Source organism: Streptomyces sp. NPDC003032 (assembly GCF_053591415.1).
In genome coordinates this window covers 156,486-179,823 of sequence record NZ_JBSFTT010000008.1, presented here as the reverse complement: position 1 = coordinate 179,823, position 23,338 = coordinate 156,486, and the positions used below count along the sequence as shown (strand labels likewise).

Here is a 23,338-nt window from a genome sequence, read left to right as displayed (position 1 = left end):
ATTCAAGTCGCGGGTGAAGGAGCACAACTGTGCCTATGCATGAGGAACTCGACCGGCGGAGCCTGCTGAAACTCGCGGGAGGCTCGCTCGCCGCCCTGGGCATGACGGCGGCGGGCTGCGGTGCCGGGAGCGGTTCCGGGGACGGCACTGTCACGCTCCGGTACGCGTGGTGGGGGTCCGACGACCGGGCCGAGCGGATCAACAAGACGATCGCGCTCTTCGAGAAGAAGTACCCGAAGATCAGGATCAAGACGGACTTCCAGCCGTACCTGGACTTCTGGAAGAAGTTCAACACCCAGGCGGCGGGCGGCAATCCGCCGGACGTGTTCCAGAACGCCATCGGCTTCCTGCGCAAGTACGACGAGCGCAATGTGCTGCTCGACCTGCGCGCGCAGGCGAAGGCCGGGAACCTGCGACTCGACGGCTTCCGCGCGGGCCTGGAGAAGTTCGGCGAGGTCGACGGCAAGCTGCTCGGCGTGCCCGTCGGCAGCAACTCCATGGCCCTGGTGATCGACAAGCCGCTCTTCGCGAAGGCCGGCGTCACCCCCGAGATGGGCTGGACCTGGGACGACTTCCACACGGCGATGGAGAAGATCCGCGACGAGGGAAGGCCCGGCGACAGCGGGCTCTACGGCGTCATGTACCTCTACGACCTCTATCTGCGCCAGCACGGCAAGGCCTTCTTCACCAAGGACGGCCTGGGCTTCACCGAGGCCGACCTGAAGGACTGGTGGAGCAAGGGCCGCAAGGGCGTCGAGTCCGGTATCTACGCCGACCCGAAGAAGGTCGCGCAGGTCAAGCCCAAGTCCGCGGTCGCCGCCGAGCTCGCCGCCGCCGAGTTCACCTGGGACAACTTCACCGTCCGCTACACCGCCGAGGGCAAGAGCAGCTACGGCCTCGCGCCGATCCCGACGACCGACGGCAAGAAGACCGGCCAGTACCTCGGCTCCCTCATGCTCAGCGGCTCCCGGCGCACCAAGCATCCCCAGCAGGTCGCGCGGTTCATCGACTTCATGGTGCACGACCCCGGGGTCGCAAAGATCATGGGGTACGACCGCGGGGTGCCGCCCACCAAGGCGCAGTACGAGGCGTACCAGCCGTCCCAGGAGAGCGACAAGGTCATCGCGTCCGTCAACAAGGAGATCGCCGCGTACGAGGAGAGCCTCGTCGACGCCGGTGTCCTGGAGGCCATCACGCCGCATCCGGCGGGCGCGGACGTCTGTGAGGCGGCGTTCCTGCGCGTCGCCGAGGAACTCGCCCTCGGCAAACGGTCGGTGGACGACGCCGTCGAGCAGTACTTCAACGAGTGCAAGACGGCACTCGGCTCCTGATGAGCGGCACGATGACCACCTCGAAGACCGCGACCGCACGGGCGGCACGGTCGCGGTCGCGCGGCCCCGCTGACTCCCGTCCCCCCGGCGCCGCCACCCGGCGCCGGCGGCGCGGCGAGAACCTCGCCGGCTATCTGTTCATGTCCCCCTGGATCGCCGGGTTCCTGCTGCTCACCGCGGGCCCGATGGTCGCCTCCCTCTACTTCGCGTTCACCGACTACGACCTCTTCGACGCCCCGAAGTGGGTCGGCCTCGACAACTTCACCGAGATGTTCGGCGACCCCCGCTGGCGCAAGTCGGTCGAGGTGACGCTCTGGTACGTGGTCATCGGCACCCCGCTGAAGCTGGCCGCCGCGCTCGGCGTGGCGCTGCTGCTCAACCAGAAGCGGCTCGGCCAGGCCTTCTACCGGGCCGCGTTCTACGCCCCGTCCCTGATCGGCGCGAGCGTGTCCGTCGCCGTCGTCTGGAAGGCGATCTTCTCGGAGGACGCGATCGTGGACCGCGCCCAGAGCACCCTGTTCGGGATGGACGTGGGCGGCTGGACCGGTGACCCGGACTGGATCATCTACAGCCTGGTCGCGCTCACCGTCTGGCAGTTCGGCGCGCCGATGGTCATCTTCCTGGCCGGCCTCAAGCAGGTGCCGCGCGAGCTGTACGAGGCGGCGGCGATGGACGGCGCGGGCACCTGGCGGCGGTTCTGGCACATCACCCTGCCGATCATCTCCCCGGTGCTCTTCTTCAACGTCCTTCTGGAGACCATCCACTCCTTCCAGATCTTCGCCTCCGCGTACATCGTCGGCGGTGGCGCGGGCGGCAACGCCTGCGGTCCGGCGGACGGCTCGCTCGTCTACACCTGTTACCTCTACGTCCAGGGCTTCGAGAACAGCCGGATGGGCTTCGCCTCGGCCATGGCCTGGATGCTGCTGCTCGCCGTCGGCCTGGTCACGGCGGTGCTGTTCTGGTCCCAGAAGCGCTGGGTGCACTACGAGGAGGGCGCCCGATGAGCACGAGTACGAGTACAAGTACGGGTACGAGTACGGTGCGTGCGGCGGCCCGTGACCGCAGGCGCGGCGGCGCCGGTTCCTGGGCCTGGCACGTCGGTGCCCTGGCGGTGCTCGCGGTGGTCCTCTACCCCGTGGTGTGGCTGATCGGCGGCTCGTTCAAGCACAACGACGAGATCGTCGGCAGCCTGGAGCTGTTCCCGACGGACCCGGTCGCCTCCAACTACAGCGGCCTCGCCGAGGGCATCGCCGACATCCCCATCTCCACCTTCTTCACCAACTCCCTCTTCCTGGCGGGCGGTTCGGTGGTGGGTGTGCTGGTCTCCTGCTCGCTCGCGGGCTACGCCTTCGCCCGTATCAAGTTCGCGGGCCGCAATCTGCTCTTCGCGCTGATGATCGGCACCCTGCTGCTGCCGTACCACGTGCTGCTCATCCCGCAGTACGTGCTGTTCCAGAAGCTCGGCCTGATCAACACCTATACGCCGCTGCTGCTCGGCAAGTATCTGGCGGTCGACGCCTTCTTCGTCTTCCTGATGGTGCAGTTCATGCGGAACCTGCCCCGCGAGCTGGACGAGGCGGCGCGGCTCGACGGCTGCGGGCACCTTCGGATCTACTGGTCGATCGTGCTGCCGCTGTGCCGCCCCGCGCTGATCACCTCCGCCATCTTCACCTTCATCAACGCGTGGAACGACTTCATGGGCCCGCTGATCTACCTCAACGACCCATCCAAATACACCGTTTCGCTCGGCCTGAAGATGTTCGTCGACCAGGAGGGCCTCGCCAACTACGGCGGCATGATCGCGATGTCCCTGGTGGCGCTGCTGCCGGTGGTCGCCTTCTTCCTGGCCTTCCAGCGCTATCTGATCGACGGCATGGCCACATCGGGGCTGAAGTGAAGGGGGCGTCCGGGCGCCGTTTCGGGGTCTTCGCGGAGTGCCTGCTCACCGGGGTGTGGATCGCGGTCGCCGCGCTGCCGCTGGTGACGGTGCCGGCGGCGATCGCCGCGGGGGGCGCGCATCTGCGGCGCCATCTGGCCCATGAGGCCGGGGGATGGCGGGAGTTCGTGGCGGACTTGCGGGTCGCCGCGCGGCGCGGGTGGCTCGTGGGGGTCGCCGGGTGGGCCGCGCTCGCCCTGCTGTGGGCGGACCTCGCGGTCGTACGTTCCGGAGTGCTGCCCGGGGGCGCGTTCGTCGGGGTGGTGGGCGTTCTGGTGCTGTTCGTGCTGGTCGTGGGCGGGGTGCGGGCCGCGGTCGGCTGGCGGCCGGGCGCGTCGTGGCGGGCGCTGCTCGCCGTGGCGGTCCGCCGTACGGTGCGGGATCCGGCGGGGTCGCTGGCGCTGGTCTGTGGCCTTGCGGTCGTGGCGGTGTCGGGGTGGTTCGCGGCGCCGCTTGCCGCTCCCGCGATGGGGGTTCTGGTTGCCGCGGGGGTCGCGGTCGAGCGGCGTCTCGTCTGAGCGTCTGCGGGGCGGGTGACGGTTCTTCCCCCGCGGGTGCGTTGTGGCTGGTCGCGCAGTTCCCCGCGCCCCTGAGGGGGCGCGCCCCGGTGGGCCGCGCTCAGTTATGTGTCATGTACATGGCTATCGCTATCCGAGAAATGAGGGCTCGTACACATGTCTTCCGTACCCCGTAGGACCCTGCTCAAGGCCGCCGCCGCGGCCGGCGCCGCCGCTCAGTTCAGCTGGGTGCTCGGGAGCGGTCAGGCGCGGGCCGCCGCCCCCGGCGCCCCCGTGCCCGACGGGCCCGTCGGCATCCGGTGGCTGGAGGACGGCGGGCTCGGCGCCGCCCCCGGGTCCACCTTCGGCGTGCCCTGGCCCAAGGGCGTCCACGGCGCCGACGCCGTGTTCGCCCTCGTCACCGGCGACGGCAAGGACGTGCCCATGCAGAGCTGGCCCACCGCGTACTGGCCCGACGGCTCCCTGAAGTGGACGGCACACGCGGTCGGCCCCGGGGCAGGCGAAGCCGACCGGTTCACGCTCGCGGCCGGGGCCCCGGCACCGTACAAGGAGAAGATCAAGGTCACCCGGGCCGGCCGCAAGGTCACCGTGGACACCGGTGTCATCACCGCGGTGATCGGCGAGGACGGTGAGCGGCTCGTCCGGTCGGTGACGCGGGACGGTACGAAGATCGCCACGGACGGGCGCCTCGTCCTCCTGCGCCAGGGCGACATCGACGACGGCGACACCGGCAACGCCAAGTGGGAGCGGTTCGACGGCGAGATCGGCGAGGTGAAGGTCGAGCAGGACGGGCCCGTGCGCGCGGTCGTCCGCGTCGACGGCAAGCACCGCAAGGGCGGGCGGAGTTGGCTGCCGTTCAGCGTCCGGCTGTACTTCTACGCGGGCGCCGAGTCGTTCCGCATGGTGCACACCATCACGTACGACGGTGACCAGGAGAAGGACTTCATCCGCGGGCTCGGCGTCCGCTTCACCGTGCCGATGCGCGACGCCGCGTACGACCGGCACATCCGCATCGAGGGCGAGGGCGAGGGCTTCCTCACCGAGGCGGTCAAAGGGATCACCGGGCTGCGCCGCGACCCGGGCGCCGCGGTGCGCGCCGCGCAGGTCAAGGGCGAGAAGCTGCCCGACCCGGCGACCTGGGACCAGCGGGTCACCAGCCGGCTCCGGTACGTCCCCACGTGGGGCGACTACACCCTCGCCCAGCTGTCCGCCGACGGCTTCACGCTGCGCAAGCGCACCGAGGCGGGGCGCGGCTGGATCCCCGCGGGCGGCGGCGGGCGGGCCAACGGCTTCGGGTACGTGGGCGGGGTGAGCGGCGGGCTCTCCTTCGGCCTGCGCGACTTCTGGGAGAAGCACCCCGCGCAGCTCGACATCCGGGGCGCGGCGGGAGACGAGGCGGAGGTCACGCTGTGGCTCTGGTCGCCCGAGGCGCCCCCCATGGACCTGCGCTTCTACCACGACGGCATGGGCCAGGACACCTACCCGGAACAGCTCGAAGGTCTCAACATCACCTACGAGGACCACGAACCCGGCTTCGGCACCCCGTACGGGATCGCCCGCACCAGCGAGCTGATGTTCTGGGCCAACGCCGCGACACCGTCGGCCGCCACACTCGTCGACCAGGCCCACGCCGTCCGCACCCCGCCCCAACTCGTCGCGGCTCCCGAGCACTTGAGCAAAACCAAGGTCTTCGGCGGTCTCTTCGCGCCCGTCGACCGCTCCACGCCCGCGAAGGCCGAGATCGAGGACCACCTCGACTTCCTCTTCACGTACTACAAGGACCAGGCCGAGCAGCGCCGCTGGTACGGCTTCTGGGACTACGGCGACATCATGCACACCTACGACGAGGACCGGCACCAGTGGCGGTACGACGTCGGCGGGTACGCGTGGGACAACTCCGAACTCTCACCCGACCTCTGGCTCTGGTACGCCTATCTGCGCTCGGGCCGCGCCGACATCTTCCGCTTCGCCGAGGCCATGACCCGCCACACCGGCGAGGTCGACGCCTACCACCTCGGCGAGTGGGCCGGGCTCGGCACCCGGCACGGCGTCCAGCACTTCGCGGACAGCGCCAAGCAGCAGCGCATCTCCACCGCCGTGTACCGGCGCCCGTACTACTTCCTCACCGCCGACGAACGGGTCGGCGACCTCATGCACGCCCTCGTCGACTCCGACGAGACGTTCCTGGCCCTCGACCCGCTCCGCAAGATCCGCACCGAGCCCTACGAACCCGACCGCCACGCCCTGTCCATCGGCTTCGGCACCGACTGGAGCGGGCTCGCGGGCGCGTGGCTCACCGAATGGGAACGCAAGGGCCCCAAGGCCGGGAAGGCGGAGGCCCGGCTGCGCTCCACCATGCGGACCATCGCCGCGCAGCCCAACGGGTTCGTGCAGGGCAGCGGGCTGTACGACCTGGACACGGGCGAGTTCGCGGTCGCCGGCGAGGCCGCCGTGAGCGTCTCCCACCTCTCGGCGATGTTCGGCCTCGTGGAGATGTGCGCCGAGCTGGTCGACCTGATCGACCTGCCGGAGTTCAAGAGCGCCTGGCTGGACTACTGCCGCTACTTCAACGCCACCAAGGCCGAGCAGAAGCAGCGCTACGGCAAGGACTTCGGGAGTTTGCTGCTCTTCCAGGGCCACTCCCGCCAGGACGCCTACGCCGCCGCCCAGTCGAAGGACGACCAACTGGCCGCGCGCGCCTGGCGGAAGTTCCTCGACAGCGACGGCTACACCCGCGCGATGAAGTGGGAGCGTACGAAGATCGAGGGCCCCGACGCACTGGAGCCGGGCCACGAGCACCCCCGGATCAGCACCAACGAGACGGCCCTGTTCGGCCTCGCCGCCATCCAGAACCTCGCCCTCATCGGCGACAAGCTCCCCAACTAGCCGCTGCCCGACAGGAGTCGCTCATGAGGCGATACGGATCCGTCTTCGTCGCACGTCACGGGCTTGCCGTGTCCCTGCACGAGCGTGCCTCGATGGACTCCGCGCTGGGCTTGAGCCGACTGGCCCAGCTCGGATCGGTCTTGGGGATCTCCGGCAGGGAGACCTGGATGTCCTCGATCCAGTCGTTGCTCTCGACGTACTTCTTGATGAACTCGCGCAAGCGGTGGCAGTCCGAGCGATGCCCCTTGGGCATGCCGACGCCGTAGTACTGCGGTGCTCCCACGGTGAGGTCAGGGATCACCTTCAGGTTCTCCTTGACGTATTGATGCGCGAATCCGTACAGAACCAGCTGGTCGGTCGAGAAGGCGTCGACTTCGCCGTCGACGAGGGCGTTCAGGCAGGCCTCGGCACTCGGCATCTCGACGACCTCGAAGCCCAGGCCCTGGAGCGGGCCGATATTGGTGGTACCGGACCAGGCGCAGACTCGCTTGTTCCGCAGGTCGTTCATCGAGCGGATACCGGCCCCCTTCTTTCCCACCAGGAAGCCCTGGTAGTTGGTCAGGTAGGGGCCGGCGAAATCTATCTTCCGCATTCTCTCCGGGGTGATAGAGAACGCCGCGATGGCCAAGTCGGCGCCGTCACTGGTCAGTGCCGTGACGCGGTCTTTCGTCGCGACATCCACGGGAGCGACTTTGACATCGAACTCGTTCTTCAGCTTCTGCGCGAAGAGATAGTCGAAACCCGACCAGGTGTAACCGTCGAGGAGGGAGACCCCCGGAAGGTCGTTGTGCATGGCGACCGTGAGTCTGTCCGTCCCCATGAAGGTGTGAGCCTTCTCCTCGGGGGAACAGCTCGCGGCCACCACCAGGCCCGCCGTTACCAGGCCCGCCACCGCCGTCGCGACGACCGCTGTCATCCTCCAAGCCATCGGCTTTCTCGGACTCATGCCTTCCCCTCATTCATGCAGTATGGCTTCGGCCGCCGAAACGTTCATGCTGCAACCCCGGGGGGCATGGATGGTGATGGTCAGCATGATGTCGGTGCGCGATCCGCCCAGCGGTATGTCGACGGGGCGCATCGGGCGGACGTGCTCGAATCTGGGCGTGTCCCCGCCGCTCAGCACCAGGGTGAGCCGGGTCTCCGGGGTGCAGCTCTGCCAGCTGGGCCGGGCGTCCTCCACCCGTACGGTCAGCCGCAGATCGCTGCGGTGGGGAACGTCGGACAGGCTCAGTGTGCGCTGGGAACTCTTGGCGGTGGGCCGGATCTCGACCTGTCCGGTGACGTCCACTTCGCCGTCCCGGCGCAGGAGGTCCGCCCGCACCGCTCCGGCCACCGCGCAGATCAAGAAGACCGCGAAGACACAGGCGCGCAACGCCAGGGCGGACGCCGGCGGCTTCTGCGCGCGGTCGCGCTTGGGCCAGCGGACATCCAAGCCGAGGAGACGCAGGAAGGACGCGGTGAACGACAGGCTCAACAGGATGATGACCGGGGTGAACTGGTGGAGCGGGCCCTCGGGGGCGCGCAGCCATGCGGTGGCCGCCGCCGCGACGAAGAGGCAGAAGGGCAGAGAGTTCCAGAAGTTCTTCCAGTGGCCCTCGCCGCCGATGACGAGATTGACGATGAGGTCACCCACGACCTGGCCCGCGGCCACGGCCCAGTTACGGCCCTCTGCCCGAGCGGTGTTCGATGCCCTGGGCGCTGCGCCGTCCTCCGGTTCCGGTGCGGCCTCTTCGCGGCCGGGGCTCATGGGCTCTCGGTGGGGTGGTGGTTGATGGTCAGGCCACCCTCCAACGTGCCGATGCCGATGGCGTACGTTCCGTAGCCCCTCCCGGAGTTGTGCTCCCGGCCCCGCGCCCTTGCCGCCTCTTCGACGTGGTGGCGCAGGCAGCTCTGAGTCAGGTCCTCCGTGGACAGCCAGGCGTCGATCGCCACGACGAGTTCTTCCACGGCCGGACGGGAGAGGTTCCGCAGCGCCGCGACCTGTTCCTGCTCGTCGGGCGGTACGTCATCCTCGCCCCGGTGCAGCAGCGCGCGCACCAGCTTCTTTCCCCGGTCGAGCGTGTTCTGGGCGAAGTCGGCCTGAGCGGCCGCGATCACGGCGACTCCGGTCGAGGCCACATACGGCACGATCTGATCAGCCGCATCGAGCAGTTCGGACATCGGGTCCCCCGTCCCCTCCGAAGATCCCCGTCGTGGGCGAGCGCCGTTTTCGCGCCCAACACACCTCGGGGGAGGGTCAGTTACCCAATCGGCGGCGTTGTATGCGCGGGGCGGCCGACGTCGTCGCGCCGGGGGCCCCGGCAGGCCGCGGATCCAGCGGCGCGCGCTCCAGGGGCGATGAGGGCAGGAGGGAGAAACCCCACCTCTTGCCACTCTCAACTTATAGCGCACAGGGGGGCTTGCGGCAAGGCCCCTCTGGTGGGGCAAAATCGCGGTCCGAGGCCAGAACCTGCGGAAATGGGGGATTTGCTCAATGCATCCGCTTTTGTCGACTGACGGGACGTGCGGCGACGTCGAGCCGGGGGTGGGCCCCGTGCCGCGGATGGCTCCACCCGGCGCCGAGGCGCGGACGGCTCCACCCGGCGCCGGGGCGCGGGTGTGCGCGCCAGCGGACCGCGCGGGAGCCACCTCGGATCGGAGCGACGACATGACTCACCTGGCCACCAGCGCGTTCGATCTTCCCGACCACCTCGCCCCGAAGGCCGACCCCGCGCTGATCGCCGGGGACGAGCGGCACTTCGCCGCCATCGAGGCGAGCCTTGAGGAGACGGTCACGGAACTGTCCGACCGGCTTGCGGCCGCGCGCAGGGCGCCCGGCGGCATCGGCCGTGAGGCGATGGACCGGGATCTGGAGATCCACCGGCTGACCGGCCGCCTGCGCGCCTTGCGCCGCTTCGGCCTCGATCTGTGCCTCGGGCGCATCGTCGGCGCGGACGGCTCCGAGCCGGTGTACATCGGGCGGCTCGGCCTCACCGACAGCGAGGGCCGCCGGCTGCTCGTCGACTGGCGTTCCCCCGCGGCCGAGCCGTTCTTCGCGGCCACCCACGCCAAGCCCATGGGCCTGGTGAGCCGCCGCAGGTACCGCTGGACGCGCGGCCGGATCAGCGACTACTGGGACGAGGTGTTCACCGCCGACGGGCTCGAAGGGCACGCCGCGCTCGACGACCAGTCCGCCTTCGTCGCCGGCCTGGGCTCCAGCCGCTCCAGCCGGATGCGGGACGTGCTCGCCACCATCCAGGCCGACCAGGACGCCATCATCCGGGCGGGCTCCCGCGGCACCCTCGTCGTCGACGGCGGCCCCGGCACCGGCAAGACCGTCGTCGCCCTGCACCGCGCCGCCCACCTCCTCTACTCCGATCCCCGTCTCGGTCACCGTCGGGGCGGTGTGCTGTTCGTCGGCCCGAGCCGGCCCTACCTGGCCTACGTCGCCGACGTGCTGCCCAGCCTCGGCGAGGAGGGCGTGCAGACCTGCGTCCTGCGTGACCTCGTCACCGAGGGCGCGGGGGCGGCGGTCGAGAGCGACCCGCGCGTGGCCGCGCTGAAGGCGTCCAAGGAGATGGTGAAGGCGATCGAGCCGGCCGTCGGCATCTACGAGGAGCCGCCCACCAAGGGGATGACCGTCTCCACCCACTGGTCCGACATCCGGCTGAGCGCCGACGACTGGGCGGCGGCGTTCGAAGCGGTGGAACCGGGCACCCCGCACAACGAGGCCCGCGACCAGATTCTGGAGGAGCTGCTCACCATCCTGATGGACAAGGACGACAGCGACGCCCCGCCCCACCTGCTGCGCAGGTCGCTGCTCCAGGACCGCGAGCTGACCGGAACCCTCAACCGCGCGTGGCCCATGCTCGACGCGGGCGAACTCGTCTCGGACCTGTGGTCGGTCCCCGCCTACCTGCGCAAGTGCGCCCCCTGGCTCGGCGTCGACGACGTCCGCAGGCTCCAGCGCCCGGAAGCCCAGCCCTGGACGGTCTCCGACCTACCGCTCCTGGACGCGGCACTGCAGCGGCTCGGCGACGCCGAGGCGTCGTCACGCGAGCAGCGGCGGGAGGCCGCCGTCGCCGCCGAACGCGCGCGCCGCGCCGACGTCATGGACAGCCTGCTGCAGAACGTCGAGATCGACGAGAGCGAAGGCGCGCTCGGCATGCTGCACGGGCGGGACCTCCAGGACAGCCTGATCGACGAGAGCGCGCTGCCGGGCGTCGAACCGGACCTGCTCGCCGGGCCGTTCGCGCACATCATCGTCGACGAGGCCCAGGAACTGACCGACGCCGAGTGGCAGATGCTGCTGCTGCGCTGCCCGTCCCGGAGCTTCACCGTCGTCGGTGACCGCGCCCAGGCCAGGCACGGGTTCACCGAGTCGTGGCGGGAGCGTCTTGAGCGGGTCGGGCTCGACCGGATCGACGTGACCTCCCTGAGCATCAACTACCGCACCCCGGCTGAGGTCATGGCGGAAGCCGAGCCGGCCATCCGGGCCGTGCTCCCGGACGCCAACGTGCCGGCCTCCGTCCGCGGCAGCGGCATCCCCGTCGTCCACGGACCCGCCTCCGACCTGGGGCCGGTCCTCGACGCCTGGCTCGCCGCGCACGCCGAGGGGATCGCCTGCGTCATCGGCGACCCCACGTTCCGGGAGACGCCCCGCGTCCGGTCGCTGACCCCGGAGCTGTCGAAGGGGCTCGAATTCGACCTCGTCGTCCTCGTCGACCCGGAGGGGTACGGGGAAGGGGTCGAAGGAGCGGTCGACCGCTATGTCGCGATGACGCGGGCGACCCAGCAGCTCGTCGTCCTCACGAGCGGCTGACGGCGGCCGCGGGCTCAGCGGGGCGGGTCAGGCCGATCCGCGCCGCACCAGCTCCGTCGGCAGGATCACCGCCGCCGGGTCCTCGCCGCCGATCTGGGCGAGCAGGACCCGGACCATCTCCGCGCTGATCCGGTCCCAGGGCTGGCGGATCGTGGTCAGCTCCGGGTGCGCGCCGAGCGCCGCGGACGAGTCGTCGAAGCCGCCGACGGCGATGTCCTCGGGCACCCGGCGCCCGGCCCGCTGCAGAGCCGCGACCGCGCCCTGCGCCATCAGGTCGGAGGCGACGAACAGGGCGTCCAGGTCCGGTGCGCGTACGAGGAGTCCGGCGGCGCCCGACTCGCCGCTGGCCCGGCTGTAGTCGCCGGACACCACGAGACTGTCGTCGGCCGCGACGCCGGCCTCGGCGAGCACCTCCCGGTACCCGGCGAGGCGTTCCGTGCCGCCCGGAGTGTCGAGCGGGCCCGTGATCATGCCGATCCTGCGGCGTCCGAGGGAGAGGAGGTGGCGGACCATGTCGCGCGCGCCGTCCCGGTCGTCGGCGGCCACGTACGCCACCTTCGACGCATGGCCGAGCGGCTTCCCGCAGGCCACGAGGGGTACGCCCGCCTCGCGCAGCCGGGCGGCGACCGGGTCGCCGGAGTGGCTGGAGACGAGCAGGACACCGTCGACGTGGCCCGCGGTGATGTAGCGCGTTATGCGGCGCCGCTCGTCCTCGGTGCCCGCGATCATCAGGAGCAGCGGGATGTCGTGCGCGGCGAGCGCCTGGGTGCAGCCGCGCAGCAGGACGTTGAAGTTCGGGTCCTCGAAGAAGCGCTCCTGCGGCTCGGTGAGCAGGAAGCCGACGGAGTCCGAGCGGCCCGTGATGAGGGAGCGGGCGTGGCGGTTGACGACGTAACCGGTCTTGCGGATCGCGGAGTCGACCGCCTCCCGCGCGGACGGGCTGACGTAGTGCCCGCCGTTGAGCACGCGCGAGACGGTGCCGCGTGAGACGCCCGCCTCCCGCGCCACGTCATGGATGGTCGGCGCCTTGCGGCGCTGCTCCGGCTTGCTGCTCATGGTCATGACTTTACGGCGCCCGACAGCAGGTCGAGGCTCCAGAAGCGCTGGACCACGAGGAACAGTCCGATCAGCGGGACGACGGCGAGCAGCGCGCCCGTGATGACGAGGGTGTAGAGCGCCGGGGTGTTGGAGCCCTGTTCGAGGAGGGTGAACAGGCCGAGCGTGATGGGGAACTTCTCGTCGTCGCTGAGCATGATGTACGGGAGCAGGAAGTTGTTCCAGACGGCGACGAACTGGAACAGGAAGACCGTCACCAGGCCCGGCACCATCATCGGCAGCGCGATCCGCGTGAAGATCCGCCACTCGCCCGCCCCGTCCATCCGCCCCGCCTCGACCACGTCGCCGGGCACGGCCGCGGCGGCGTAGATCCGCGCGAGGTACACGCCGTACGGGGAGAGGATCAGCGGCAGCAGGACCGACGCGTACGAGTCGGTGAGGTCCGCCTTCGCGAGCAGCAGGTACTGCGGGACGGCGAGGATGACCGGGGGCATCAGGACACCGGCGAGCAGGATGTTGAAGACGGTCTCGCGGCCGCGGAAGCGGTAGACGGCCAGGGCGTAGCCGCCGAGGGCCGAGACGGCCGTGGAGAGCAGGGCGCCGAGGCCCGCGTAGAGGGCGGAGTTGGCCATCCACCGCCAGTAGACGCCGTCGCGGTAGGCGCTGAGGTCGGCGATGTTCCGCGTGAAGCCGGTGCCGGGCAGGAAGGTGAAGGTGGAGAAGAGCTCGCTGCCCGACTTGGTCGAGGCGATCACCACCCAGGCGACGGGCAGCAGGCAGTACAGGGCGCCGAGCAGCAGCGCGGCGGTCGGCACGAGGGCGACGCGGCGGGGTGCGGACTTGCGGCTCTTGTCGAGCACAAGCGAACTCATCGCGCTTCCCCTTGCCTGGTACGGGAGTTGGCGACGCGCAGGAAGCCGAAGGACAGGGCGAGCGTGACCACGGCGATGAGTACGGCGGTGGCCGCCGCCGAGTGGATGTCGCCCTTGCCGAAGGCGTCCTGGTACACCTTCATCAGCGGACTCCAGGTCGTCGGCACGGAGTTGGTGAGCGGCTTGAGCGTGGTCGGCTCGCTGAACACCTGGAGCGTCGCGATGATCGAGAAGAAGAAGGTGAGCACCAGCGACGGCGCCACCATCGGGATCTTGATGCGGAGCGCGGTCTGGAGAGGTGAGCAGCCGTCCAGCTTCGCCGCCTCGTAGACCTCGGCCGGGATGGCCCGCAGCGAGGTGTAGATGACGATCATGTTGAAGCCGGTGCCGCCCCAGACCGCGATGTTGGAGAGCGCGAGGTAGAGCGGCCCGCCGTCGAGCAGGTCCGGCTGCGGCAGCCCCAGCTTGTCGAGGACGAAGTAGAAGGGGCTGACGTCCGGCAGGTACAGGAAGCCCCACAGCAGCGCGGCGACGACGCCGGGCACGGCGTACGGCAGGAAGATCGCGAGCCGGGTGAAGGACGTGAGCCGCACCCGCTCGCTGTCCAGCATCAGGGCGAAGAGCAGCGCCAGGCCGAGCATCACGGGGATGACGATCGCGCCGTAGCCGAGGACGCGCAGCGCGCCGTCCAGGAGTTCGGAGTCGGTGAGCGCGGCGGTGTAGTTCTCCACGCCCGCCCACACCTCGCTCCGGGCGTTCTCGCCGAGGCCGAGGCCGGAGACCTGGACCTTGTGGAGGCTGAGCCAGAGCGCGTAGCCGATGGGCAGGGCGAAGAAGAGGGCGAAGAGGAGGCCCGCGGGGAGGAGGAAGCCGTACGGGGCGCCCTTGACGCCGTAGGACTTTCGGCGGGGCGGTCTCTGGCGGGGCGCCTTCTCTCCGTGCGGTCTCTGGCGGGGCGCCTTCTCTCCGCGCGGCCTCGGGTGGGGCGCCTTCTCCCCGTACGCCCTCGGCTGGGGCGCCTTCTCCTCGTCCGACTTCTGGCGGCCCGCCTTCTCCTCGCCCGGCTTCTGGCGGCCCGCCTTCATCCCGTACGACCTCCGTCGCGTCGGCGTCGTCACCGCGCGACCCCGAAGCCCTGCTTCTTCAGGTCCGCGACCGTGTCGTCCCGCATGGTCTTCAGGGCGGCGCCGAAGTCCGACCTGTTCTTGGCGGCGGAGCCGAAGGCGTCCTTGAAGGTGGTGTAGGCGACGTTCACGTTCGGGCCCCAGGCGCCGGGGGCGGTGGTCTTCGCGATGTCGGCGGCCCGGGTGTAGAAGTCGGGCTGGTTCGCGAAGTACGCCGGGGCCTCGGCGAGCGCGCCGCCGGTCTGGGCGTCGGTGGCGGCGGGGTAGACGCCGCCCTCCTTGACGAGCGCGGCGAGCGCCTTCGGGTCGGTGTTGAGCCAGGCCGCGAACTTCGCCGCGGCGTCCTTGTGCTTCGAGTCCGTGGTGACGGCGGTGGAGGAGCCGCCCCAGCTGCCGGTCACGGCCTTGCCCGAGTCCCACTGGGGGAGCGGGGCCATCGCCCACTTGCCCTTGGTGTCGGGCGCGGCGGTGGTGAGGGTGCCGGGCGCCCACACGGCGCTGACCCAGGCGATCTGCTTGCCGGTGTTGAGCGCCTTGTTCCAGGACGGCGTGTACATCGGCTGGTTGTCGATGGCGCCCTCCTTGACGAGGCCGCCCCAGAAGTCGGCGACCTTGCGCGTCGCCGGGTCGTCGATGCCGACCTTCCACTTCTCGCCCTCGGTGGTCCACCACTTGGCGCCGGCCTGCTGGGCGAGGCCCGCGAAGAGCCCGGAGTCATTGGCGGAGAACGTGGTGAGGTCCTTCTCCGGGGCCTTCTTCTTCAGCGCCCGCGCGGTCCCGGCGAACTCGTCCCAGGTCTTCGGGACCTTCAGGCCGTACTTCTTGAACAGGTCGGCGCGGTAGTAGAACATCATCGGCCCGGCGTCCTGCGGCACCGCGTACACGGCGTCCGTGCCGAGCGTGGTCTGCTGCCAGATGCCCTTCGCGAACTCCGCCTCCGTGTCGCCGACCTCGCCGGATATGTCCGCGAGGGCGTCGTTGCTGACGAGGGTGGGCAGGGCCTGGTACTCGGCCTGCACGAGGTCGGGCGCCTTGTGGGCCTTGTGGGCGGTGAGAATCTTGGTGACCAGGGTGTCGCCGGACGCCTGCTTCTTGACGGTGACCTCGATCCGGTCCTTCCTTCCCGGGCCCTCGTTCCAGAGGTCGACGACCTTGTCCATGCCGGGCGCCCACGACCAGTACGTCAGTGAGACCGGGCCGCTCGACTCGGACCCGGCGTCGTCGGACGATCCGCAGGCGGTGAGCGTGGTGGCGCCGAGCGCGACGGTGACGGCGGCGGCGACCGCGGTCCGGGCTGCGGTGAAGCGGCGTGGCGTGTTCTGCGGCATGGATCTTTCTCCCCTGAGCTGGGCCCCGCCTGCTGCGGGTGCCTGCCATGCTTCTGTGAGCGTTCACAGTAGAGAAACATCCAGGACACTTGTCAATGGTTGTTGCCGTGCGGTTATGTTGGGCCGACGCCACCGAATGTGTGTGTGCACGTTCCCAAATGATCGATTTCCCGGGAGAGATCCATGCCGGACCACGCCCCCAAGGGCCTCGCCCGTCTCGCCTTCGGCGGGGACTACAACCCGGAGCAGTGGCCGGAAACCGTCTGGCGCGAGGACGTCCGGCTGATGCGGGAGGCGGGCGTCACGATGGTGAGCGTCGGGATCTTCTCCTGGGCGCTCCTCGAACCCGCCCCCGGCGCCCACGACTTCGGGTGGCTCGACCGCCTCATCGACCTCCTCCACGAACACGGCATCCGCGTCGACCTCGGTACGCCGACGGTGGCGCCGCCCGCCTGGTTCTACCGCGAACACCCCGACGCGCTGCCCGTCACCGCCGAAGGCGTCCGGTACGAGTTCGGCTCACGCGGCGCCATCTGCCACAGCAGCCCCGCCTACCGCGAGGCCGCCGCCGACATCACCACGCGGCTCGCCACCCGGTACGCGGACCACCCGGCGCTCGCCCTGTGGCACGTGCACAACGAGTACGGGGTGCCCGTCTCCGCCTGCTACTGCGACAACTGCGCCGCCCACTTCCGGCGCTGGCTGGAGAGCACGTACAAGACGGTCGACGCCGTCAACGAAGCCTGGGGCACGACCTTCTGGGGCCAGCGCTACGCCGACCTCGGGCAGATCAACCCGCCGCGCGCCACACCCACCGTCGGCAACCCCGCGCAGGCCCTCGACTACCGGCGCTTCGCCGACGCGACGATGCGCGAGAACTTCGTACGCGAACGCGACATCCTGCACCGCCTCGCGCCCGGCGTCCCCGTCACCACCAACTTCATGACGGCCCTCAGCCAGTGCGACTCCGTCGACTACTGGGCCTGGGGCCGCGAGGTCGACCTCGTCTCCAACGACCACTACCTGATCACCGACGGCCGCCGTACGCACGTCAACCTCGCCATGGCCGCCGACCTGACGCGTTCCGTGGCGGGCGGCGCGCCCTGGCTGCTCATGGAGCACGCCGCGGGCGGCGTCAACTGGCAGCCGCGCAACCCCGCGAAGGCGCCGGGGGAGATGGCCCGCAACTCCCTCGCGCACGTCGCGCGCGGCTCGGACGGGGCCATGTTCTTCCAGTGGCGGCAGTCACGGCGCGGCGCGGAGAAGTTCCACTCGGCGATGCTGCCGCACGCGGGCACGGACTCGCGGCTGTGGCGCGAGGTGGTGCGGCTCGGCTCCGACATCGGCGCGCTGGGCGAGCTGCGCGGCACCCGTACCGTCGCCGACGCCGCCATGCTGTGGGACTGGCACTCCTGGTGGGCGCAGACCCTGGAGTGGCGGCCCAGCGAGGACCACGACGCCCGCGAGCGCGCCGACAGCTTCTACGAGGCGCTGTACGACCGTCACCTCACCGTCGACTTCGCCCACCCCGAAGCCGACTTGTCGGCCTATCCCCTTGTCGTCGTGCCCGCGCTGTACCTCGCCACCGAGGCGACCGCGCGGAACCTCCGGGCGTACGTCGAGGGCGGCGGCACGCTCGTCGTCTCGTACTTCTCCGGCATCGTCGACGAGCACGACGCCGTGCGTCCCGGCCCCTACCCGGGTGCCCTGCGGGACGTGCTCGGCCTGACCGTCGAGGAGTTCTCGCCGCTGCTCCAGGGGCAGCGGACGCGGATCACGGGGCCCGGCGGCGCCGAGCTGACCGGCGACGTGTGGACGGAGTCCGTGGTGCCGCGCGGCGCCGAGACGGTGTGGACGTACGCCGACGGACTCACCGCCGGGCAGCCCGCCGTCACCCGGCACAGGCTCGGCGGAGGCACCGCCTGGTACGTCTCGACGAGGCTCTCGGCGCACGATCTGGACGCCATCCTCGCCGCCGCCTGCGCGGACGCCGGGCTCGCACCGCGGCCCGAACTCCCGCGCGACATCGAGGTGGTGACCCGCGCGGGCGAAAGCGGCACGTACCTCTTCGCGATCAACCACACCGGTGACGAGGCGAAGGTGCCGCTGGCGGGGGCCGGCATCGAGCTGCTCGGCGGGGAGCGGGTCGCGGGCCGCCTGGCCGTGCCGGCGGGCGCGGTGCGGGTCGTGCGCCTGGACGGCTGACGCTACGACACTTCACCTCCGGTCGTGGTCCGTGGGGGGCTGCCGGCCGGAACGCGGCGGCGCCGTGCCGGCCTTCGCGCGGCGTCGCCGTACTCACCCCGTCACAGCACCTTTCCAAGTACCGCGAAGTCGAAGGGACATCGACGATGCACGGCAACAACGGAACACACACCACGGCTACCGCCACCGCCACCACCCGCAGAGCCATGCTGGCCGCCGCTCTCGGTGGCGCCGCCACCCTCGCGCTGCCCGTCCAGGGCGCCCGAGCCGCGAGCACCCTCGCCAACGGGGGATTCGAGGGCGGACTCACGGGCTGGTCCGCGTACGGCGACACCGGCGCCGCCTTCACCGAGGCGGGTGGCCGCAGCGGCGGTCTGCGGCTCTCCCACTGGGCGTCATCGGCGTACAAGGTCGAGACGTACCAGTACCTCACGGGCCTCGCGGACGGCACGTACACGCTGACGGCCTGGGTCCGCTCCAGCGGCGGGCAGAACGCCGCCTACCTCGCCCTCAAGAGCGGCGGCTCCGAGCAGCGCACCGACCTGCCGACGACGCCGAACGGCGCGTGGATCCGCCTCGTCACGTCCGTGCGGGTCACCGGCGGAGCCTGCACCGTCCGCCTCGTCTGTGACGCACACGCGGGGGAGTGGGCCAACTTCGACGACGTCACCCTCACCCCGGGGTCGACGGGCCTGTCCGTCAAGGGCGGTGACGTCTCGACGCTCGCCAAGAACGAGGCGCACGGGGCGACGTACCGCTACGCCGACGGCACCAGCGGCGACGCGCTGGAGATCCTGCGCTCGGCGGGCATGAACTACGCCCGCCTGAAGGTGTGGGTGGACCCCGCCGACGGCTACAACGACAAGGCCAAGGTCCTCGCCGTCGCCGAGCGGGCCAAGGCGCGCGGCATGAAGCTGCTGATCGACTTCCACTACTCCGACAGCTGGGCCGACCCCGGCAAGCAGTACAAGCCCGCCGCCTGGGCGTCGCACGGCTACAGCCAGTTGTCGAAGGACGTGTACGACCATACGTATGACGTCCTGAGCGCCCTGAAGGCACAGGGCACCACCGCCGACATGGTGCAGATCGGCAACGAACTGAACGCGGGCATGCTCTGGCCCGAGGGCTCCACCGGCAACTGGGCTCAGCTCGCGAATCTGTTGAAGTCCGGCGCCCAGGCCGCCAAGGCCGTCTCGTCGGGCACCCGGGTCGCCCTGCACCTCGCCAAGGGCGGTGACAACGCGGGCACGCGCTGGTGGTTCGACCGGGCCGTCTCCCACGGCGTGCCCTTCGACGTCATCGCCCTGTCCTACTACGGCTACTGGCACGGCCCGCTCAACGAACTCCAGGCCAACCTCGATGACACGGCGGCCCGTTACCGCAAGCCCGTCCTGGTCGCCGAGACCGCCTACGCGCACACACTGGCCAATGGCGACGACCTGGAGAACAACGTCGCGAGGGCCGACCAGCTCGCCGCGGGCTACCCCGCCACGCCCGCCGGGCAGGCCGCGAACCTGCGGGACGTCATGAACGTCGTGGAGGCCGTCCCGGGCGGCCGCGGGCTCGGCGTCGTGTACTGGGAGCCGACCTGGACGGCCGTCGACGGCAGCGGCTGGGACCCCGCCGATCCGGCGTCCGGCAACGCGTGGGAGAACCAGGCGCTGTTCGGGTACGACCGGCGACTTCTGCCGGCGGCCCGCATGTTCGGGCACCGCTGAGCAGCCCCCGCCGCTGAGTAGTCCGCCACTGAGGAATCCGTCGCGCTTCTTTTGTCAGAAGCATTGACGAACTCCGGGCACCCTCTTAGCTTCAACGCGTCGTACTTCGTACGTCATATATGAGACGCGATATGTGAGATCTGAGGGTGCCCATGACGTCCGTCCCGACCCCGACCCCGGCCTCGGCGCCGCCCCCGGTCCCGATCCCGTCGCGCACGCAGTTCGTGCTCGAATCGATCAAACACCGCATCCTGACGGGCGAGTTGAGTCCGGGCCAGCCCCTGATCGAGACGGAGCTAGCCCGCGAGTACGGTGTGTCCAAGACGCCCGTACGGGAGGCCCTGAAGACGCTCGCGGGCACCGGACTCGTCGAGATGAGCCAGTACAAGGGCGCCACCGTACGCACCGTGGACGCCGCCATGGCGCGTGAGGTCTACGACGTGCGGCTGCTGCTTGAGCCCGAGGCGCTGCGCCGCACCGTACTGCGGGGCGCCCCGCTCGAAGCCGCGCGCGACGCCCTCGTACGGGCGGACGCCGCCGAGGACGCCGCCGAACGGTCCCTGGCCAATCGGGAGTTCCACCGGGCCCTGTACGTCGACTGCGGCAACCCGCTGCTCGGGCGGCTGCTCGACGGCGTGCGGGACCAGGCCGCGCTGGTCTCCGCCGTGGCGTGGGCCGCCGACCCGTCGTGGGCCCGCGAGGCCACCGAGCACGAGCGGATCCTGCGGCTCGCCCTCGCCGGTGACCAGGACGGGGCGGCGCGGGCCCTGCATGACCACATCGAGTCGTTCGTACGGCGTGCCTTTCCCGGGGAAGGGGAACTTCAGTGACGTTCGAGACGCATGCGGTGTTCGAGACGCAGCGCACCGCACTCGCCGACGTGGTGGCGATCCCGGTGACGCCCTTCACCGAGGACGGCGGCATCGACCGCGCGGCGCACCGGGTGATCCTGCGGAGGCTGCTGGACGGCGGCGTGCGGACCCTGACGCCGAACGGCAACACCGGCGAGTTCTACGCCCTGTCACCCCAGGAGCGGCGTGACGTGGTCGAGTTGACTGTCGCGGAGGCGGCCGGCCGGGCCGCCGTCCTGGCCGGTGTGGGCCATGACGTGCCGACCGCCGTCGCCGCCGCCCGGCACGCCGGGGAGCACGGGGCGAGCATGGTGATGGTCCATCAGCCCGTCCACCCGTACGTCTCCGACGCCGGATGGGTCGCCTACCACCGGGCGATCGCCGAGGCGGTGCCGGAGCTGGGCGTCGTCCCCTATCTGAGAGACGCGGGCCTGCCCGGCGCACGCCTTGCCGAGCTGGCCGACTCCTGTCCGAATGTCATCGGCGTGAAGTACGCCGTACCGGACGCGGCGCGCTTCGCCGGGTTCGCGCGCGACGCGGGCCTCGACCGCTTCGTGTGGGTCGCCGGGCTCGCCGAGCCGTACGCGCCCTCGTACTTCTCGGCGGGCGCCACCGGCTTCACCTCGGGGCTCGTGAACGTCGCGCCGGGCCTCTCCCTGCGCATGATCGAAGCGCTTCGAGTCGGTGACCACCCCGAGGCCATGAAGGTGTGGGAGCAGATCCGCCGCTTCGAGGAACTGCGCGCGGCCGACGGCTCCGCGCACAACGTCACGGTCGTCAAGGAGGCCCTGGCCGTGCTCGGGCTGTGCCGCCGCGACGTACGCGCCCCGAGCAGCCTCCTGCCCGCCGCCGGACGGGCCGAGGTGGCGGCGATCGTCGAGGGGTGGTCCCTATGAGCGGCGGACCGGAAAAGGGTGCGCGGCGGGAGCTGCGCAGCAGCCAGTGGTTCGGTGACAGCGTCTCCTCGGGGCTGCGGTCCTTCAGCCACCGCGCCCGCACCCGCCAGCTCGGCTACCTTCCCGAGGAACACCTGGGCAAGCCCGTCATCGCGGTCCTCAACACCTGGTCCGACATCAACCCCTGCCACTCCCACCTGCGCGACCGCGCCCAGGCCGTCAAGCGGGGCGTCTGGCAGGCGGGCGGCTTCCCCCTGGAGTTCCCCGTCTCGACGCTCAGCGAGACCTTCCAGAAGCCGACCCCGATGCTCTACCGCAACCTCCTCGCCATGGAGACCGAGGAGCTGCTCCGCTCCTACCCGGTGGACGGCGCCGTGCTGCTCGGCGGCTGCGACAAGACGACACCCGCGCTGCTCATGGGCGCCGCCAGCGTCGACCTGCCCACCGTGTTCGTGCCCGCCGGGCCCATGCTGCCCGGACACTGGCGCGGCGAGAGGCTCGGCTCCGGCACCGACATGTGGAAGTACTGGGACGACCACCGCGCCGGGCTCATCGGCGACTGCGAGCTGACCGAACTGGAGAGCGGCCTCGCGCGTTCGCCGGGCCACTGCATGACCATGGGCACCGCGTCGACGCTCACCGCGGCGGCGGAGGCGCTCGGCGTCACCGTGCCCGGCGCCTCGTCCGTGCCGGCGGTCGACTCCGGGCACGACAGGATGGCGGCGGCGTCGGGACTGCGGATCGTCGACCTCGTACGCGAGGACCGCAGGCTGTCCCGGATCCTCACGCGCGATGCCTTCGAGGACGCCGTCACCACGGTGCTCGGGCTCGGCGGCTCCACCAACGCCGTCATCCACCTCATCGCGATGGCCGGCCGCGCCGGGGTCAAACTGACCCTCGACGACTTCGACCGGATCGCCCGCACCGTTCCCGTGCTCGCCAACGTCAGGCCCGGCGGCGAGCGGTATCTGATGGAGGACTTCCACTTCGCCGGCGGGCTCCCCGGTTTCCTGTCGCGGATCACCGACCTGCTGCATCTGGACCGCCCCACCGTCGCCCACGACACGCTGCGCGAACAGCTCGCCGGGGCCCAGGTGCACGACGCGGACGTGATCCGCGCCCGCGACAACCCGGTCGCCGCGGAAGGCGGCGTCGCCGTCCTGCGCGGCAACCTCTGCCCGGACGGCGCCGTCATCAAGCACATCGCCGCCGAGCCGAGACTGCTCCAGCACACCGGGCCCGCCGTCGTGTTCGACGACTACCGCACGATGCAGCGCACCATCCACGACCCGGCCCTCGGCATCACGCCCGACCACGTCCTCGTCCTGCGCGGCGCGGGCCCCAAGGGCGGACCCGGCATGCCCGAGTACGGGATGCTGCCCATCCCCGACCACCTGCTCAAGCAGGGCGTGCGGGACATGGTGCGGATCTCCGACGCGCGGATGAGCGGTACGTCGTACGGCGCGTGTGTGCTGCACGTCGCGCCCGAGTCGTATGTCGGCGGGCCGCTCGCGCTCGTCCGCGACGGGGATCCCGTCACGCTGGATGTCGCGGGGCGCAGGCTCCAACTGGAGGTGGAAGAGACCGAGCTGGAGCGGCGGAGGGGCGAGTGGACGCCGCCGCCCGCCCGGTACGAGCGCGGGTACGGAGCGCTCTACAGCGAGCAGATCACGCAGGCCGACACGGGCTGCGACTTCGCGTTCCTCGCGAGGCCGGGCACGGTGCCGGACCCGTACGCGGGCTGACCGTTCCACCGTTCCCCTCCCGTTCCCGCCCCGCCCCCCTATGTCTGAAATCTCGAACATCGTGCGGAAAG

Annotated in this window: 18 protein-coding genes; 11 read left to right on the top strand and 7 right to left on the bottom strand. The window is 70.6% G+C overall.

Annotated elements, in window-relative coordinates; translation table 11 throughout:
- Positions 1-35: 35 nt before the first annotated feature.
- The 5 genes from ACWDZ7_RS14090 to ACWDZ7_RS14070 all read left to right on the top strand — a co-directional run bounded on the left by ACWDZ7_RS14090 (position 36) and on the right by ACWDZ7_RS14070 (position 6,671).
- Positions 36-1,331, top strand: coding sequence for an ABC transporter substrate-binding protein (locus ACWDZ7_RS14090; protein WP_451797094.1), 1,296 nt, complete (start codon positions 36-38; stop codon positions 1,329-1,331).
- 11 nt (positions 1,332-1,342) lie between these two features.
- A complete protein-coding gene (locus tag ACWDZ7_RS14085; protein WP_451796938.1) occupies positions 1,343-2,335 on the top strand; it encodes a carbohydrate ABC transporter permease in 993 nt (330 codons plus the stop codon).
- Positions 2,332-3,228: a carbohydrate ABC transporter permease gene (locus ACWDZ7_RS14080; RefSeq protein ID WP_451796937.1), complete on the top strand. Its 897-nt coding sequence runs from the start codon at positions 2,332-2,334 to the stop codon at positions 3,226-3,228. The genes ACWDZ7_RS14085 and ACWDZ7_RS14080 overlap by 4 nt, the downstream gene beginning before the upstream one ends.
- Positions 3,225-3,785 carry a hypothetical protein gene (locus ACWDZ7_RS14075; protein WP_451796936.1) on the top strand — a complete coding sequence of 187 codons (561 nt, stop codon included), beginning with the start codon at positions 3,225-3,227 and terminating at the stop codon, positions 3,783-3,785. Before ACWDZ7_RS14080 ends, ACWDZ7_RS14075 begins: the two co-directional genes overlap by 4 nt.
- A gap of 156 nt (positions 3,786-3,941) precedes the next feature.
- Positions 3,942-6,671 carry an exo-rhamnogalacturonan lyase family protein gene (locus tag ACWDZ7_RS14070; protein WP_451796935.1) on the top strand — a complete coding sequence of 910 codons (2,730 nt, stop codon included), beginning with the start codon at positions 3,942-3,944 and terminating at the stop codon, positions 6,669-6,671.
- Between the two features lie 55 nt (positions 6,672-6,726).
- On the opposite strand, the gene ACWDZ7_RS14065 is transcribed toward ACWDZ7_RS14070, so the two are convergent.
- From ACWDZ7_RS14065 to ACWDZ7_RS14055, 3 genes are read right to left on the bottom strand one after another with little or no spacing between them, the layout of a single operon-like run.
- Positions 6,727-7,587: a transporter substrate-binding domain-containing protein gene (locus ACWDZ7_RS14065; RefSeq protein WP_451796934.1), complete on the bottom strand. Its 861-nt coding sequence runs from the start codon at positions 7,585-7,587 to the stop codon at positions 6,727-6,729.
- Positions 7,588-7,626: 39 nt separating this feature from the next.
- A complete protein-coding gene (locus ACWDZ7_RS14060; RefSeq protein ID WP_451796933.1) occupies positions 7,627-8,418 on the bottom strand; it encodes a hypothetical protein in 792 nt (263 codons plus the stop codon).
- The gene (locus ACWDZ7_RS14055; RefSeq protein WP_451796932.1) at positions 8,415-8,831 is read right to left on the bottom strand and encodes a hypothetical protein; all 417 of its coding nucleotides are present in this window, start codon (positions 8,829-8,831) and stop codon (positions 8,415-8,417) included. Before ACWDZ7_RS14055 ends, ACWDZ7_RS14060 begins: the two co-directional genes overlap by 4 nt.
- 487 nt (positions 8,832-9,318) lie before the next feature.
- On the opposite strand from ACWDZ7_RS14055, the gene helR reads away from it, so the two are divergent.
- On the top strand, positions 9,319-11,472 hold the full coding sequence (gene helR / locus ACWDZ7_RS14050; protein ID WP_451796931.1) for an RNA polymerase recycling motor ATPase HelR: 2,154 nt from the start codon (positions 9,319-9,321) through the stop codon (positions 11,470-11,472).
- A 27-nt stretch (positions 11,473-11,499) separates the two neighbouring features.
- On the opposite strand, the gene ACWDZ7_RS14045 is transcribed toward helR, so the two are convergent.
- Genes ACWDZ7_RS14045 through ACWDZ7_RS14030 form a run of 4 tightly spaced genes read right to left on the bottom strand, consistent with a single transcriptional unit; the run spans position 11,500 to position 15,852 of the window.
- A complete protein-coding gene (locus ACWDZ7_RS14045) occupies positions 11,500-12,534 on the bottom strand; it encodes a LacI family DNA-binding transcriptional regulator (protein WP_451796930.1) in 1,035 nt (344 codons plus the stop codon).
- On the bottom strand, positions 12,531-13,400 hold the full coding sequence (locus ACWDZ7_RS14040; RefSeq protein ID WP_451796929.1) for a carbohydrate ABC transporter permease: 870 nt from the start codon (positions 13,398-13,400) through the stop codon (positions 12,531-12,533). The genes ACWDZ7_RS14045 and ACWDZ7_RS14040 overlap by 4 nt, the downstream gene beginning before the upstream one ends.
- Positions 13,397-14,485 carry an ABC transporter permease subunit gene (locus ACWDZ7_RS14035; protein ID WP_451796928.1) on the bottom strand — a complete coding sequence of 363 codons (1,089 nt, stop codon included), beginning with the start codon at positions 14,483-14,485 and terminating at the stop codon, positions 13,397-13,399. The genes ACWDZ7_RS14040 and ACWDZ7_RS14035 overlap by 4 nt, the downstream gene beginning before the upstream one ends.
- A 29-nt stretch (positions 14,486-14,514) precedes the next feature.
- Positions 14,515-15,852, bottom strand: a complete 1,338-nt coding sequence (locus tag ACWDZ7_RS14030) for an extracellular solute-binding protein (RefSeq protein ID WP_451796927.1) — start codon at positions 15,850-15,852, stop codon at positions 14,515-14,517.
- Positions 15,853-16,035: 183 nt separating this feature from the next.
- Here ACWDZ7_RS14030 and ACWDZ7_RS14025 point away from each other — a divergent pair, with 183 nt between their 5' ends.
- The 5 genes from ACWDZ7_RS14025 (at position 16,036) to araD (ending at position 23,267) form a co-directional block, all read left to right on the top strand.
- Positions 16,036-18,057: a beta-galactosidase gene (locus ACWDZ7_RS14025; protein ID WP_451796926.1), complete on the top strand. Its 2,022-nt coding sequence runs from the start codon at positions 16,036-16,038 to the stop codon at positions 18,055-18,057.
- A 146-nt stretch (positions 18,058-18,203) separates the two neighbouring features.
- Complete coding sequence (locus ACWDZ7_RS14020; RefSeq protein ID WP_451796925.1) at positions 18,204-19,775, top strand: glycosyl hydrolase 53 family protein; 1,572 nt, start codon at positions 18,204-18,206, stop codon at positions 19,773-19,775.
- A gap of 152 nt (positions 19,776-19,927) precedes the next feature.
- On the top strand, positions 19,928-20,605 hold the full coding sequence (locus ACWDZ7_RS14015) for a GntR family transcriptional regulator (RefSeq protein WP_451796924.1): 678 nt from the start codon (positions 19,928-19,930) through the stop codon (positions 20,603-20,605).
- On the top strand, positions 20,602-21,522 hold the full coding sequence (locus ACWDZ7_RS14010; protein ID WP_451796923.1) for a dihydrodipicolinate synthase family protein: 921 nt from the start codon (positions 20,602-20,604) through the stop codon (positions 21,520-21,522). Before ACWDZ7_RS14015 ends, ACWDZ7_RS14010 begins: the two co-directional genes overlap by 4 nt.
- On the top strand, positions 21,519-23,267 hold the full coding sequence (gene araD / locus ACWDZ7_RS14005; protein ID WP_451796922.1) for an L-arabinonate dehydratase: 1,749 nt from the start codon (positions 21,519-21,521) through the stop codon (positions 23,265-23,267). Before ACWDZ7_RS14010 ends, araD begins: the two co-directional genes overlap by 4 nt.
- Positions 23,268-23,338 lie beyond the last annotated feature (71 nt).